Annotated in this window: 9 protein-coding genes; 2 read left to right on the top strand and 7 right to left on the bottom strand. The window is 36.0% G+C overall.

Annotation, left to right across the window (positions count from 1 at the left end; translation table 11 throughout):
* Window positions 1–158: 158 nt before the first annotated feature.
* The 3 genes from KKG99_11685 to KKG99_11675 form a co-directional block, all read right to left on the bottom strand.
* Window positions 159–2,576, bottom strand: a complete 2,418-nt coding sequence (locus tag KKG99_11685) for an ABC transporter permease (GenBank protein MBU1013660.1) — start codon at window positions 2,574–2,576, stop codon at window positions 159–161.
* Between the two features lie 357 nt (window positions 2,577–2,933).
* Window positions 2,934–5,693, bottom strand: a complete 2,760-nt coding sequence (locus KKG99_11680) for an outer membrane beta-barrel protein (GenBank protein MBU1013659.1) — start codon at window positions 5,691–5,693, stop codon at window positions 2,934–2,936.
* Between the two features lie 116 nt (window positions 5,694–5,809).
* Window positions 5,810–6,571 carry a GLPGLI family protein gene (locus KKG99_11675; protein ID MBU1013658.1) on the bottom strand — a complete coding sequence of 254 codons (762 nt, stop codon included), beginning with the start codon at window positions 6,569–6,571 and terminating at the stop codon, window positions 5,810–5,812.
* Window positions 6,572–6,767: 196 nt separating this feature from the next.
* Between KKG99_11675 and KKG99_11670 the strand changes: the two genes are divergently transcribed.
* Both KKG99_11670 and KKG99_11665 read left to right on the top strand, forming a co-directional pair.
* Window positions 6,768–8,264 (top strand): HAMP domain-containing histidine kinase, encoded by a 1,497-nt coding sequence (locus tag KKG99_11670; protein MBU1013657.1) that lies wholly within the window; start codon window positions 6,768–6,770, stop codon window positions 8,262–8,264.
* Window positions 8,251–8,949 (top strand): response regulator transcription factor, encoded by a 699-nt coding sequence (locus KKG99_11665; GenBank protein ID MBU1013656.1) that lies wholly within the window; start codon window positions 8,251–8,253, stop codon window positions 8,947–8,949. The genes KKG99_11670 and KKG99_11665 overlap by 14 nt, the downstream gene beginning before the upstream one ends.
* Window positions 8,950–9,024: 75 nt before the next feature.
* On the opposite strand, the gene KKG99_11660 is transcribed toward KKG99_11665, so the two are convergent.
* The 4 genes from KKG99_11660 to KKG99_11645 form a co-directional block, all read right to left on the bottom strand.
* Window positions 9,025–10,980, bottom strand: a complete 1,956-nt coding sequence (locus tag KKG99_11660; protein MBU1013655.1) for a CHASE domain-containing protein — start codon at window positions 10,978–10,980, stop codon at window positions 9,025–9,027.
* 22 nt (window positions 10,981–11,002) lie between these two features.
* Complete coding sequence (locus tag KKG99_11655) at window positions 11,003–11,443, bottom strand: hypothetical protein (GenBank protein ID MBU1013654.1); 441 nt, start codon at window positions 11,441–11,443, stop codon at window positions 11,003–11,005.
* Window positions 11,444–11,741: 298 nt separating this feature from the next.
* A complete protein-coding gene (locus KKG99_11650; GenBank protein ID MBU1013653.1) occupies window positions 11,742–16,487 on the bottom strand; it encodes a PAS domain S-box protein in 4,746 nt (1,581 codons plus the stop codon).
* A gap of 210 nt (window positions 16,488–16,697) precedes the next feature.
* A complete protein-coding gene (locus KKG99_11645; protein ID MBU1013652.1) occupies window positions 16,698–17,081 on the bottom strand; it encodes a four helix bundle protein in 384 nt (127 codons plus the stop codon).
* Between the last annotated feature and the right edge of the window lie 63 nt (window positions 17,082–17,144).

Genomic DNA, 17,144 nt, shown 5'->3' with positions numbered 1-17,144 from the left:
AATTCTGACTTCTGACTACTGTATTCTATATTCCGGATATCTCGCAGCTTTGCTGCGGGGTAGTTCATTAAACAGGTGATATTCTAGTATTTATACACCAAATTCACAAATTCACCAATTTACCAATCCCCCAGTTCACCAGTTCACCAATCCACTTTCTATTCATACTTCAGCGTATCTACAGGATTTTTACGCGATGCATAAAATACCAGTGATCCGATGGTACCACCTGTAATGATTAAAGTGATCAGTAAAGGAATAATGAATAAAACAAAACCCAGGTTCATGCGGGTACTAAAAGCATCAAGCCAGGTCGAAAGACCCCAATAACTAAGCGGAGCAGCTATTACGAATGAAACGAGGATTAAAATCAGAAATTCTTTCCCAAATAAAATCAGGATACGAGAAAGACTTGCACCCAGAACATTTCGAATACTAATCTCCCTGGTCCTTTGTTCAATCATGAAAGAGGTCAGTCCTAAAATCCCCATGGCGGTGATGAATATCGCAAGTATTGCAAAAATGCCAAAGACGGTTCCAAACATGCGTTCCGACTTGTATTGTTCTTCATAATAATCTTTTACAAAAACAACTTCGAATGGGTTGCCGGGGAAAAATTCATCATATAGATTCTGGATATAGTTAATTGTTTCCTTGACGTTTTGATCCCCGATTTTGATCGCAATCATTCCTCTTACATCCCTACCTGTTGGTAAGTATCGGTAAATATGCTGCTCATAATCCTGCTTAGGCGATTGTTGATGGTAGTCTTTGAATACGCCCACGATATTATAAATGTTCCCCCAATAATCAACCCGTTGTCCAATTGCACTTTCCGCATCAGCAAATCCCATCCATCTAACGGCAGTTTCATTAAAAATTAATGCCTGGTTTTCGTCGGTAACGAAATCTTTTGAAAAATTCCGGCCCGCCGCGAGTTCAACTTCAAACAGATCCGCAAAATCATAATCAATGCCAACAATTTGATAATTCTTGCTATCCTGTGTCCCGGCAGGCATAATTCCTCCTGCATCCCAATAAATTTGTCGGCCCGGTATTTCCGTTACCACACTTACTTTGCGAATGTTTGGGTTTTTAATTAAATCCTCCTTGAACGAAGCCATCTTTGTACCGATACTTGCATTGTCCCTAATTCGAGGAGCCCTAACTGCAATAACATTTTCAATCGAAATTCCCAATGTTTGATTTTGCATATAAGAAATTTGCTTAAAAACGGTCAGGGTTGAGGTAATCAATATTAAAGCCATGATGAGCTGAAATATAACTAAGGCTTTTCGAAGATTGATCCCTTTGGTTGAAATGCCAATTTTCCCTTTTAATGCAAAAATTGGTTTAAATGAACTTAGTACCAAAACAGGATATAATCCGGAAAGAAATACTCCTACAAAAAACAGAATGATTAAAATAATCCAAAACCAAATTTGGTTAAAAAGGATAAAATTTATTGGGATTGTTGTGGTTTGGCTAAATACCGGACGAAGAATTTCCATTAAGCCAACTGCCAATATCAGGGCTATTGAATTTAAAATCAGTGTTTCCACAAAAAACTGACCCATTAATTGAACTCTTGCTGCACCGACCACTTTTCGCAGACCTACTTCTTTTGCACGTGTTAAAGATCGGGCAGTTGATAAATTAATATAATTGACCCAAGCTATGATAATAATGAATAGCGCTATGATGAAAAGAAAATTTACCGTTTGCTTATCCCCATTCACTTTTAATTCCTGTTGAAAGTTTGAATTTAGATGGATGTCGGTAAGCTTTTGTGGTATTAGTTCACAGGTAAGTTTGTAGTGCCGTAAAGCCTCCCCGAATTCTGTTTCCACCAAATTGGCAAGTTTAAGTTTAAAAGCCTCCATATCGGTACCTGGAACCAAAATGAAAAAAGTATAAAATCCACTATCACCCCACGAGTTCTCAATATCTCTGCCATAAACGTCCCATAAATTAGGATATGACAAGGCAATGTCAATTTTCATATGGGAGTTTTCTGCGAAATCTTTAAATACACCGGTAACTTTAAAATTCAGTTTATTGTCGCGGCTCAGCGTTTTACCAATGGGATTTTGGTCGCCAAAATACTTTAAAGCAATCGATTCGGAAATATAGCATGTGTTGGCTTCACTAATCCCTTTTTTTGGATCGCCGGCAATAAATTCAAGATTAAAAATGTCAAAGAATTCTTGCTCAACAAAATAGTTATTATCTTCAATAAACTTATGTTCATCATCGTAGGTGAAAGTAGCCTGGCGGGTAAAACAGCGTGCAACAATTTCTACTTCCGGGAATCGCTCACGCATTCTTGGTGCAGCCGGAGGGCAGCACGAAGCAAAGCGCACTGCTTCACCTGTTTCGCTGACACGTTCATACCGCAGTCTGTAAATTTCGCTACTTCTGTCATAAAAACGATCATAACTTTTTTCGTAATGAACATAAACCAGAATCAGAAGACAGGCAGTCATTCCAATTGTTAGTCCGAGAATATTGATCAGTGAGAATAATTTGGTTTTCCAGAGATTACGAAAGGCCACCAATAAAAAATTTCTAATCATTGCTTTTTATTTAGGTTAAATTAATCAGGCAGAAAAATTTCTTTGGTGCAAAAGAAGGACTAAATATACAATTTTTTTAGATTTTACGAAGGTGTATCAATAAACTAACGTGCATAAAAAGGAGTCGGTCTAAAAAGACAACATATTCAAAAACTTGTAACATTGAGCGGAGAGATGAAACGAAATGCCAAACTATAAATATTGATTGTCATTCCGGTTGAAGCGAAGCGGAATACCGGAATCTAAGTGTACAAAAAAGATCCCGGCACTTCGGCCGGGATGACAACAGGGTATTAACGTGGCAAACGGGTGACACCCTCAGGGTGTCACCCGTTATAATTTCTTAAGGCCTTTTTTCTATCTTCTATTCATTCTGATGTGAATTCCTGAATCCGGTTTCTCAGCTTTATTGAGTCGGTACTTGAAGGTCAACATGGCATATCTTCTTAACACGTTGGTGGTACGTTCAAGCAAATAATTTAGTTCGCTGATTCGCTCCAATCCTTTGTTTTTATCTAGTATATCGAATACTTCAAGGGTTAATGAACCTCTTTTGTTAGCTAAGAAATAATGACTGATTTCTGATCTGAGTATTGGAATATTAACGGCATCTCCAAAGCTTTCCTCATTATAACGGGTGATATCGGCTGAAAATGAAATGTGCCATTTATCACTCGGGTTAAAGCCTAAATCTGAATATGCGCTCATATTTGTGTAGGTACGGTTCAATGATTCCTGAACAGAATATTTTGCGTCTGAAATCTGGATCCGACCACCAATCATTAAGTCCCATTTTTCCTTTTTACGGTTATTAATTGTAAGACTAAAGGTGTGGCTGAAATTTGTGTTTACATTTTCAACTTCATTCACATAACTAATTCCCCGATTCCAACTTTCACTTATGCGTGCATTAATATCAATCCCAAGTTTCCTGATTGGAGTTGAAAAATCGAGATTGGCATTGGCCCTGTAGTCATTATCAACATTGATTAAATTGATCTTTTGTGATAAATTTTCAAGTATAGTTCTGGAAAAATTAATTTTATCGCGGGTATAAGTTCCACTCGCACTGGCAAAAATCGAGGTTTGAGAAAACTGATCGAACATCAGCCAACTAAAACGCACATTGTTAGTGTATTCAGGTATCAATTTACTATTTCCAAATGATTGTTGCAGCGTATTGAAAGTATTTGCTACCGGTAATAATTGACGAGCCGAAGGGGTATTCAAACTGGAATTGTAATTGAATGATAGTCTTTTACCTGTACTATATTCGTATTGCCATGAGAAAGTTGGCAGAAAATAAAAATAGTTGTTATCCTCTGTTACAACAGTATTGAGGGTGTTTTTTAATTTCAAAGTTTCAACTCTGGCTGTCACATCCAGTTGTGTTTTCTGCGTATTTCTTTTAAAGGAAAGACCCGGACGAAAATACATGTATTTTCGGCTAAAATCAGGGCTAAGTTCAGCGATTGCATCATCCGCATCAGTGAGTGCAAGAATACGATTGATGGACTCATCGGTTACCCCGGTTACGATTGTTGGTACCAAATACAATAAGCTGCTCAGTTTTAAAGTTCCGGATACATTTGCAGAATAGTCGGTTTTTGCAGTTTCATCTTCCTGATAACGGTTATCAAGAGATTGTTGGTTAACACTCAAAAAACGGGTGATATTTTCCCATTCAGTTTCAGAAAGACTTTGGCTGTGCGAAACATTTGCATTGAATTTAAAAAGCTTCCAATTGCCATTGCCTGTTTTTAGATAGGTTGCCCTGGTATTGGCACTCATTCCGTTCGATTTATCTGTACTTAAACTGGATAGGTCGTTCATCAGAATATCGTCCTTAAAACTTTCAGTAAATGAATTTTTATTACCCGACCCATTATTCAAACTAACACCGCCAAACATGGTGAGGTTTTGAGTGCTGTCAATGCGATTTCTCCAGTTATAATTCAACCGGTGAACTCGGTTTTTTGTATCCTGATCCAATTCACCGTTCTGGATGAAATTTCCGTTTTCTGAAAAGTTTTGGGTATAAGTAGATTCTTCCAATTTTTTATTGGAACCGTTACCCAAATAACTAATATTAAATCGGTTGTTTAATCGTGCTTCGCGTGTGAAATTTAAACCTGCTGCACCTGTGTTTACAAGTCCGTTTACACTTTGTCCGAAATTTACCGGGATGCCACTATCATCATCCAGTCCAACATGAGCAGATCCGCCACCGCCTGACATCAGGCTTTGTAGCCCGCCTTGAAATTCAAGATAATCCTGAAATGAAAAGCCTGATTTATTGATATTATTTAACATTCCTAAAGCAGCGAACTGATGTGTTTTAGTAAAGCGAAATAACTTCGCGCCAACCTGATAACGGTTATCGGATCCGTATCCTGCAGTTACATCTCCAAAATAGGCTGTTTTTTTACCTTCTTTCAAGATCAGGTTAATGGTTTTTGAATAGCTGCCATCATCAATCCCCGACAATTCAAATTCATCGGATTTTTTATTGTAAACCTGAACTTTATCCACCGAATTGGCAGGTAAGTTTTTAGTGGCAACGGTTGGATCATTGCTGAAAAATTCTTTTCCATCTACCAGTACACGCTGTACATTTTCTCCATGGGCTTTGATGTTTCCGGCACGGTCAACTTCAACACCGGGTAATTTTTTCAGCAAATCTTCGGCTACAGCATCTGTTTTTGTTTTAAATGAATTTGCAATATATTCGACGGTATCTTTTTTAATCAAAATAGGGACCCTGTCAGCATTAATTTGCACTTCATTTAAAAGGTTGGATTTAGGGTTCATGACAATCACACCCAGATCATTGCCTGACGGAAGCGGATAATCAATTTCTTTAAAATAGGAATTGTAACCGGTAAATCCGGTTTGTAAAATGTATTTCCCCTTTTTAATGTCTTTGATTAAAAAATGGCCCTCTGCATTGGTGATACCATAATATGCCATTGTTGAATCTGTAGGGTTCAGCAATACCGCCGTTGCATAAATCAAAGGTGCTCCTTCTTCATCAAGGATGTTTCCTTGAAGGGTAGTTTGTTGTGAATATGCAACGGTAGAGCCCAGTAATATTAAAAAAACAAATAAATTCTTCATTAGTCTATAATTATTGTTAAAAGTTGTATCGATTTTTAATATGAATTTTTTCAGGTTTATCCCTTTGTATTGGAATGATTTCCTCGTATAAAACTCAGCAAGATTTTTTTTAAAAATTAGTGTTGTACCATTACCCTAAAGGTTCCACCTTGTGAATTTTCACCCATTTCTTTGGTTTTTTCATCCACAATTTTCTTAAATTCTTCTCTGGTGGTTTTTTTCCCTTTTTTGGGTTTTGAGATGAGATCCTTATCTATTGGTTTTAGTTCAAGGGTTTCTGCCATAATCACTCTTTTACCATTATTTATATCAACTCCCAATACCAAACCCGGTAAGTTTACATAATTCCCCGGTCCTGCAGATACAGGAATACTAGGGGCAAACCAGGCTAAAATAGTATCTTTATCAGTAATTTGGGATGCTTCCATACACGGGTAATCAAGTATGGTTTTCTGATTGCCAGTAAATTTCCAATTTTCGATTGCAAGATCTTCTGTAATTAAAAATATTCGGGTCATGAAATCTTTTTGTTCAATTTTGATCTTATCGTTAAAGTTCAGATATACCATTTCATCAGGACTTCCCCCACCCATCATAAAGCGCATTCCTCCACCTCTCATCCCACCGCTACCGGGTACAGGTGCATCCGCATTTTCTTTCGAGTTTTGATAGCTGGATTCAGCCTCATTAAAGTAAAGTACCTTTTTCATTTTTCTTTCCTTTGGCATGCGGTTGATCATTTCTTCGGTCATGCCTTCGAACCGAATTTCGATTTTTACGGTTTCTAAATAAGTAACCTCTCCTTGCTTTGCAGGTTCTTGTGCAGAAACTCCCAAACCAAGGCCAATTGCGCAAATTGTTAAAATAATATTTTTCATCCTTAAATAAATTTTTATAAATTATTAATACTTTTTATGGTTAATTCCAATTTAAAAATTAAGTGAAATAATTAGTCAAAGGTAGTTGGGGTGGATGGATTGCAAGGTTAAGGAAAACCCAATAAAGGTTAATTAAGGTTAATTTATTATTACTTCTTTTTCATTTAGGCTACTTTTGCCGATATCATTATAAATAATGAAAGCTTTTAAAAAAATACCGATCGTTTTCCTGATGTTGCTGAGCCAGTTATTGCTCACATTTTTTGTTTTGTATTGGTTAATTGGACAATACCGAATGGAGAAATTCACACTTCAGAGGGAATTATCAAGGGGATTTGATACTGCTGAAAGATCAATGATTGATTCCCTGATGTCCATACATTTGATCAATCCTATTTTAGGTGACTCAAGCAATTTCACCATTCAGCTTGATCTGAGATCGGATTCAGCAGATAGAAATAGTTTTGACACATTGGTGACCATAGCTGATCCACATTCCATAGAAAGGCACCGTGGGAATGTGGAAATTAAAAGCTTAAATATTGTAAAGGATTCGATGACTAAGGAGAAAAAACCTGTTTTTCATATTGTCCCAAGCGGAGATACCACGAATGCATATTTATATCAAGGGGTTCGGATGTTTGTAAATCGAATGGAAGGCATGGGAAATTATAGATCCGGAAGAACCTCTTTTTTTGGGTCAAAAGCAGATACCTTGATTTTACAGGATAATTTCAAAAAATTCCTTCAACAGAATGAATTTGATTTTTCTTTAACTTGGATTTCTTCTAAAGAGGTGATTAAGCCTTCTCATGAAGGAATTACGATTTCAAGTAGGATTTTCAATAATTCATTTGCTGTTAAATTGGAAGGGTTTAATAGTTACCTTCTATTTGCGATGGGCCCTCAACTGTTTTTTGCCCTAATACTTTTGATCATTACTGCAGGATCTTTCCGACTGTCGTACTTAAATATTAAAAAACAGAAAAAGCTTTTGTTGATTAAAAATGAGTTTATTAGTAATATCACGCATGAACTTAAAACTCCGGTGTCGACAGTAAAAGTTGCATTAGAAGCATTGCTTGATTTTGACATGAGCAAGGATCCTGAGGTTGTGAAAGATTATTTGGAAATGTCGCTGTTAGAAATGAATCGTTTGGATTTGCTGGTTTCGAAAGTATTGAATAATTCGGTTCTCGAAAATGGGGAAAATTTATTTGAAACGGAAGATACAGATATAAATTCTCTTATTGAAGAAGTGATAAAATCGTTACAATATCGCTTGAGTAAAAATAATGCCAGTTTGAACTTTTCGACAGTTTTAAGTGAAGCTATTGCAAAGGTTGATAGTATCCATTTGCAGGGAGTGATAATTAATTTGATCGATAACAGCCTGAAATATTGCAAAGCACCGGCGATTATCAGCTTGAACCTATGCCGTAAAGCCGGATATTTCGAAATTTCAGTAAAAGATAATGGTCCCGGTATTCCGGAAGAATACCTTAAAAGGGTTTTCGATAAATTTTTTAGAGTGCCAACCCACAACAAACACAATGTGAAAGGTTATGGATTGGGTTTGAACTATGCGAAATTAGTGATGGAACATCATAAAGGCAGTATCAATGTCTTTAATCGCACAGAAGGTGGATGTGAATTTATTTTAAAAGTCCCGACAGGTGATGAAAAAGCATAAAATTTTATACGTAGAGGACGAGCCTTTCCTTGGGAAAATAGTCAAGGAAACATTGGAGAGTCAAGGTTTTGAGCTGTTATTAATTAATGATGGCGCATTGGTTCTAAATGCTTTTAAAGGGTTTACACCGGATATATGCGTTTTGGACATTATGTTGCCTAATGTGGATGGACTAAGTTTGGGCAAACAAATCAGGAATCTTTATCCTGCATTACCCATTATTTTTTTAACGGCAAAAGTCGGTGTTGACGATCTTGTTATGGGTTTTGAAAGTGGAGGAACTGATTATATCAAAAAGCCATTTAGCGTAAAAGAACTGATCGTTCGGATTCAAAATCAATTGCAATTAATAAATACGGTTGGATCTTCTAAGAATAATGTGCAGGCCGAAGAAATTATACTGGGCAATATCCGTTTTATTCCCGGAAAATTTGAATTAATTTCGGATACGAAGCAAATAAAACTATCCTCTCGTGAATCACAAATATTAACTATTTTAGCTGCTCATCAAAACCAAACGGTTGAAAGAAAAATGCTCCTCATGTGTGTTTGGGGCGACGATTCATACTTTAATTCCAGAAATCTGGATGTGTATATCAGAAAATTAAGAGCATACCTTTCTTCAGATAAACGTATTGAAATTGTTACCTTGAAAGGGATGGGGTATCATTTTATAGTTCCTTAAAGAGCAGCCATAGATTTTCCTATTCTTAATCTTAGAAACAGATATCGTTAACCAAAAATCTCTGTGGTATATTTTCTATAGCTCAGAAACCTTATCGTTTGGCAAAGAAAAATAAAAAGTTGATCCCTTCAGGCTGCTTTCGACACAAATATTGCCATCATGCTTTTCAATAAATTCTTTGCAAAGTATCAAACCTAAGCCTGTGCCCTTTTCATTATTCGTGCCTGAGGTGGAAATACCCTCCTCAATACGAAAAAGTTTTGGGATAATTTCATGTGGAATTCCAATGCCATTATCAGCAATGCTAATTTCAATTGTTTCAGCTTTTACAATTGCTTCAATAATTATATTACCATTTTTTGGCGTGAATTTAATCGCATTATTGAAAAGATTTGAAATAACTGAGGTGAGCGCGAATTTATCTGCGTAAACTGTAATTTTATCATTCACTTCAACATGATAACTGATTTGCTTATTCCTGGCTAATGGAATATAAATGTCAATAGATTCATTAATTAAATTCAATAAATTTAAATTTTCCTTTACAATTTTAAATTTATCATTTTGTGATTTCGCCCAAAGGAGTAAATTTTCCAATAGGCTATATGCGCTTTTGGATGCATTGTTTAGCTCTTCAATTATTTTTCTTCGTTGATCTTCAATATGATATTCATATTCAGTGCTTAATAAATCGCTATATCCTAAAATCACATTAAATGGGCTTTTTAAATCATGGGCAATAATCGAGAAAAACTTGTCTTTGGTGGCATTCAGTTCTTTTAATCGTTGTTCCGACCTCAATGTCGCTTCCATGGCATTTTTCTTTTCTGTATTATCAAATGCATGCATAATCACCCTCTGTTCAGATTTTCTCGAAAACTTGGCTGAAAACCAAATTTCCTTTCCATCAATATTAAGTGGGTATTCAAGTTCGATTATCTTTTTACTATTTAAACATTCAAGAATGGCATTGTGAAACAATTTTGCATAATCATACGGAAAAATTTCATAAACCGTTTTATTTATCAATTCGGCTTCGGTTTTGTATAATAGCTTTGGATTAACGGGAGGAATTTTAATGTACCTTCCTTCATGATCAAATTCTATGATCAGGCTATCCATTGATTTAAAAATAGCGCTCAATTCCTGCTCATTTCTTTTGATTTTTACCAACCCTCGGCTAAGCAGCCAAATTAAAATGCTGATTATAAAAGAACTAACAATGAGTAAGCTTAACAAAACCTGATCCTGGTTGAGGTAAGAGGTCCAGCCGATTTCCGGTACAGCCGCTAAAACCCAGCTCCCGTTTGGGATATCTATATTGACAGTTACCGGATTTTGACTGAAAACCTTATCGTCGCCCCACCAAATAGCACCTTTATTTCCCAGTCCGTTATAACCTCTGAGTGCAAACAAAAATCCTGACTCACGATCGATCAAACCGGCTTGTTCAAGTAATTGGTTTTGATAAACAACGATATCGGTTACGCCCCAAAATTTGCCATTTTTATCTATGGTTTTATCGAAAATAGGGGTGTAGCTAATAAATGCAAGCCCGCCTTCCATAAGTTCTACAGGACCTGCAATGAACGATTCGTGAGTTTCTATTGTTTTTTGAACAATCTCAAACCTTTCGGGATGTGCAAGTAAATTTAGTCCGATTGCAGCCTCATGACCCTCAAGTGGATATACTGCCCCGATAATACAATCTTTTGACAAGCTCATAGTGCAGATAACGGAGTCGTTATCAATAAGTTCATGGGCTAAATTATAATATTCGAGTGTTGAAATATTTGGCTTTAATGAGACATAGGCAGCTACGCTTCTTGTATAGTGAATTCTCGAATACAAAGCCTTCTCAAGCATGGTTTTTTTGGTCATCAAAATTTCAAAAAGCCTTGTTTTTACATCTTTCTCCCAGGAGTCCTTTTTAAACTCAGTATAACTTATGGCGCTCATAACCAATATAGTAAATGACAATACCGCGATAAGAAAAGGCATTGATTGCTTAATGGAATTTTTTATCATCATTTTTTTCATTTGCTCCGTCCTTTTATAAATAATACCTGATCATCATCAATAGCTTATAACTTTCATCTTCCAAATCGTAGAGTGGAGAAATGATAAAACTTATGGGGAAATTTTTAAATTCATGTTCATAGTTTAGTCCCAGGCCATAGTATCTTTTTAGTATGAGCCCGATAGAGTTTTGTTCATGAACCTTATAATTAAAAATTAGATTGTACCAAAATCCGGATCCCCCATATTCGTATATCTGCAGAAAATTTATTTTATTTTTTATAATTTGCATGCTCACATTAAAACGGTAAGGGTTTTTGTTTACTTCCATGCCTGCTCCAACACTGAGCGATAGCCATTCGGATGGTTTGAAAATCAAACCTGCATATGCCTGAGCCCAATTTTCGTTTAACAGTGTAAAATAATAAAATCCAATATTCGAACCATTTTTAAATGAGTTTGAATAAAAATTCATCTGCGGTTTAAAATATGATGAGCTATTCAAATTGGATAAGCTCTCAAATTCGAGAAACGAAAATTTCTGTGACCGTGATGAAAGAAAAAAAACATTAAAGATGATTAAGAAGTATAATGTTTTGTAAATCCCAATTTTGTTTAGCATATTTAAAATCGTATTTAAATTAAACTTAAAGGAAAAATAAACTGAAATAGTTAAGAAAGTTACATCTTTCTAAACATTTAAAATCAGCCTAATTTTTATACCCTATTCATTATTTTCAAAGATCGAATGACCACTCACCAAATTACCATACTCAACTACTCAACAATTTTTTTATTTTATCCAAAAGCTCGTCTCTCTTTATCGGTTTTGAAATATAATCGTCACAACCGGCTGCAAGAGATTTTTCACGATCACCTGCGATTGCGTAGGCTGTTTGTGCAATGATTGGGAGATTGGGCCGAAACTCCTTTATGGCTTTGGTGGCGTCATAACCATTCATAACCGGCATATTGATATCCATAAGCACCAAATCAATAGCAGGATTATTTTTACAATGTCTGATTGCCTCTTCCCCATTTGGGGCCCAGAGTATAAATTGAGTTGTCTTTTTAAGTATCACTTTTAAGAATTCAAAACTTGATTCGTCATCTTCAACTACCAGTATGGTATTATCCTTAATAGATGCTGAACTTAATTCAGCTTTTATGCCTGGTTTATCCTGATCAATAATCAGTTCTAACGGAATGGTGAAATAAAAAGAACTGCCATTTGTATCTGAATCAACCCACATACGGCCTCCCAAAAGTTCAGTTAATCTTCTGGAAATGGACAAACCAATTCCGGTCCCTCCATAAGTTCGGGTATGTGAATCCTCGATTTGGCGAAATACATCAAAAATTAATTCTTGCTTGTCTTTTGGAATCCCAATACCGGTATCCCTGACAAAAAATTTCAGTTCGGTACTTCGGCTACGCTCAGTAACCTGAGGCTCACTGTCCATATTTAAGGTAAAGCCAAAATTAACAGAGCCTTTATGCGTAAATTTTAGTGCGTTTTTTAACAGGTTGATCAAGATTTGTTTCAAACGCCAGGGATCTGTTTTTACATTTAGTTGCTTTTTTGAACCGGGAATGGTCAGGTTCAATTCTAAATCTGCCTTTTTTAAATTCAATTGTTCAATTTTAATTATTTCCTTCACCTCGTTCAGCAATGCATCCAGATTAACGTCAGTTTTTATAATTTTGAGTTCTCCGGTTTCGATTAAGGTAATATCAAATAAATCCTCAACAATGGTCAAAAGATGGTTTCCACTTGAATTAATTGTATGATTGAATTCGATGATCTCGTTGATGGGCAAATCTTCTTTTATAATGTCGGAGAATCCGATAATGGCATTTAGCGGTGTGCGTAATTCGTGCGACATGGTAGCAAGGAAAGCGGATTTTAAGCGATCGGATTCCGTTGCTTTTTCAAGGGCACTGATTAATTCTTGTTCTTTTTGTTTTCTTTCAATGGATAAACCAATTTGATCAGACACAAATTCAAGTAACTGCCGATCAGATTCATTGTATGCATTTTTATCAGAATAACTTTGTACGGCAAGTACGCCTTTCACTTCTCCATCAATTGTAAGGGGCACTCCTAGCCATACTTGGGAGCGTGAACCCACATATTTGATAATCCCTTTCTTCATCATTTCTTCCTGTTGATAGGCAGTGACCAATAATGATTTTTGTGTTTTGATTACATGACCGGTCAGGGAATTTTCTGCAGGAAATGATTCAATCTCATCTTTTTCATCAGCAACAAATGGGAGGGAAATCATCTTTGTTCGATCATCATATAGGCCAATATAATAATTCGTGGTATCGATAATACCGGATAAATGATCTTTTATTTTGGCAATGAGTTCTTCGATGTTATCGCTACTGGTAACCGTATCGGAGATGTTGTATAAAACCTTTTGAATTTGTTCCGAGCGCTTTCGTTCACTAATATCTGAAAAGCTCCAGACCCTGCCTGAAATCTTATCTTCGATAATAAGTGGTTGAGACTTCCGTTCAAATATGCGCCCATCTTTAAAATAAAGCATATCCCGGTCGGACAATTTACTGTTGTATAATTTTTTGACCTTTGATACAAATTGATCCGGATCAATTAATTGGTCCAATACCGTTTTAATTAACTCATTGTCATCTACCGAATTATGCAGATTTGCAGGAATTCTCCACATCTGAATAAACTCCGAGTTTTTATGGGTTACAAACCCTTTATTATCTACCACTAAAAGTCCATCGGCCGTTGAATCAAAAATTGTTTTTAAGAGTGATTCTCTTTGCATGATCCCTTCTACTGCTTTTTTTTGAACAGTAGTGTCTCTTGTAATGCTTAAAATATGTGCTGTTCCGTCAAATTCGATGATAGTTGCCGACATCAAGCCGTTTTTGATGTCCCCGTTTTTAGCACAAAATTCTGCTTCAAGATTCTCAACGATACCCTTTGCTTTTAATCCTTCAATTAATTTTTTTCTGTCTTCCTGATTTCTCCAAATATTAAATTCCATGTAGGTTTTGCCAATAACGTCTTCTTCTGTATAACCCATAACTTGTGTGAAACCATTGTTGATGGTAACAAAAGATCCATCATCAAGGCGGTTAATATTGATAGAATCGGGACTGGTGATAAATGCTTTGCGAAACTTTTCTTCGCTATTTTTCAATGCTATTTCTGCTAATTTTCGGTCGGTAATATCTCTAAATTCAACTGTTCTGACATTTTTACCTTTGTATGGAACATTCCTCGCCTCTAATTGCATTGGGAATTGTTCTCCATTTTTACGCAAACCATTGGCTTCGTATGGTTTTTCATAACCAGTTACGATTTTATTCATAGCCATTTCTCTGTGTTCGGTGGCAATAAGCAATAAACCGTCCATTCCTATAAGTTCGTCCAAAGAATATCCTGTCATCTCCGAAAGACCTTGATTACATTCAAGAATTATTCCTTTGTCATGAATTGCTATGCCGCCAAAAGAGGCATTATGCAACGATTTAAAACGTTCTTCGCTTTCGGCAAGTTCAAGTTCGGCTTGCTTACGCTCCGTGATGTCAATTGCAGTTGTCAGATTTAAAATTATTTTGCCGGTTTCATCTTTGATGGGATTTGCCTTTGCCAAATAGTATAATGTTCTGTCGGGCAGAGGAACACTCACTTCAATAGTTTGAACTTCTCCTGTACGGAACATTTCTTTAACCGCGGCAAAACGATGATCGGCTTCTTCTTTTGGATAAATATCCCAAAAATTTTTGCCAACAAAAAAATCGGGAGTCTTTCCAAATGTTTTTGCAAATACCTGGTTGGTAAATTTATATTCACCTTTTTCATCAACACAAAAAACAACATCATTTGTGTTTTCAATAAGGGAACGGTATTTCAGTTCGCTTTCTTCGGCTTCATTTTTAGCTGCAATGAGTTTCTGTTCTGCTAATTTTCGTTCGGTAACATCCCGAATTAAACCGATAAATCCGGATACATTACCATCATTGTCTTTCAGGTAATAAACACCCGTTTCGCCTGGAAATACAACCTTATTCTTTTTCTTATAGTTGACCGTGTACAAGAAAGGGGTTGATTTAGTAAAGTTTTCTTTTAAAGCCTTTCCAAGTGCCATAAATTGCTCTTCGCTCTCGTAACAACACAATGTTTTCCTGCCAATGATTTCATTCTTGGAATATCCAAAGAGTTTGGTAAAAGCAGTGTTGCAATCAATAATATTTCGATCTTTATCTGACACCAGAATTGCATCCCTGATAGAATTAAACAGGTATTTATACTTTTCTTCACTTACTTTTAATGCTATTTCTACTAATTTTCGTTCGGTGATATCTTCTATAATTGGCAGAAAATACAAGGGTTTATTTGTTGTATCTCGCACTATGGAAATAACAACCTGGCCCCATAAACTACTTCCATTTTTATGAAGGTAACGTTTCTCAAGCGAAACGGTTTTAATTTTACCTTCTAGAATCTGTTTCATTTCTGCCATTCCGATCTCAATATCGTCGGGATGAGTAATCTCTGCTATGGTTTTGCCAATAAGTTCGCTCTCGTTATATCCTAAAAAATTACAGAATGCTTTATTGCATTTTACAAACCGTTTATCCAAACCTACAATCACCGAACCGGCAGGGGATTGATCAAAAAGGTTTTTATAATTCGTTTCACTCTCCTGTAGTGTTTTTTCGATAAGTTTACGTTCAGTGATATCCTGAAAAACGCAATAAGTTTGTCTGAAACTACCATCAGGATAATAACCAATGCAGCCTTCAAAGGAGATGTCGAGATAATGGCCGTCTTTGTGTCGGATCTTAAACTGAACATCACTCACATACCCCCGTTTTTTAAAAGCCGGAAAATTTTTCTCAAAATGTTTTTGCGAATCAGGATGAAGAAAGTCTTTGTAAAACTTTCCAATAACTTCGCTCTTCTTATAACCTAGTGTTGTAAGCCAGGCTGGATTAATATCTTTAAAACTGCCATCTTCATTTAATGATTGATAGGGTAAAGGAGCATTCTCATAAAGAGCTTTGTATTTTTCTTCGCTCTCTCGCAATGAGAAAGACTGTTCCTTAACTATTTCTTTCAATCCTTTTTTATCGGTTCGCAAACGATCTTCTGCATCTTTAATCCGAAACATTACTTTTATCTGCGCTGTTAGTTCCGCGTGATCAATAGGCTTTGCCAAAAAAGCATCTGCACCCATGTTAAGGCCCTTAACTCGACTCTCTGAATCGGTTTTGATGGCAGTCAGCATGATGATCGGGATATGTTTGGTCAATTCATCGTTTTTCAAATTCCTGCAAACCTCATAACCATTCATCTTAGGCATGATGATATCGAGCAAAATGGTATCGGGCTGTTCTTTTTGGGCTATTTCAATCCCTTCTTTCCCCGACAAGGCAGTCAAAACAATACAATCAGGTATCTGGTTTTTAATAACCGCCTTTAGGGTGGTTAAATTATCCTGTTGGTCGTCGATGGCAAGTATTTTTTTCATATGCTATTCGTTAAGTGGTTGAGTATGCTCAGTGGTTGAGTAAGTTAAGTTGTTGAGTATGTTAAGTAGTTAAGTTGTTGAGTTGTTAAGTAAGTTGAGTTGTTGAGTAAGTTAAGTGGTTAAGTAGTTGAGTAAGTTAAGTTGTTGAGTTATAATTTCCTTACTCACCCTACTAAACTCACTCACCTGCTCACCTACTTACCTACTCTCCTATTTTCCCATTTCCTTTCTCTCTTTCAAATATTTTATATATCCGTTCAATAATTTTACTATTCCCAGTATTTCCAATTTTGCCTTTCTATAAGCTTCTTCATCAATATAATTTTCATCATGAGCAACGGATAAGTGATCTATTAGTTCATATAATGAACCTCTTGCTTGTCTGCAAAACTGAATGTTTTCCTGATAATGGAACCTCCCATATCCTTCTGCAATATTCGCAGTAACAGAACGAGAAGCTCGGATCATTTGATCTATTAATCTGTATTTCTCTTCAGTAGGAAAACTTTTTGAAAGTCTAGAAACTTGATTTCTCAATTCTCTAGATTTAATCCAAACTTCCAATGTCTCAAACGTTGATTTTGTATCACTCATTTTTTAATTATATTTTTCGGTATAACTATACGACTTTATTTACCACTTATCAACTCACCAACC

Source organism: Bacteroidota bacterium, from assembly GCA_018816945.1.
GTDB lineage: Bacteria > Bacteroidota > Bacteroidia > Bacteroidales.
Note: the sequence above shows the minus strand (reverse complement) of the source record. Positions and strands in the feature narration are given on the sequence as shown.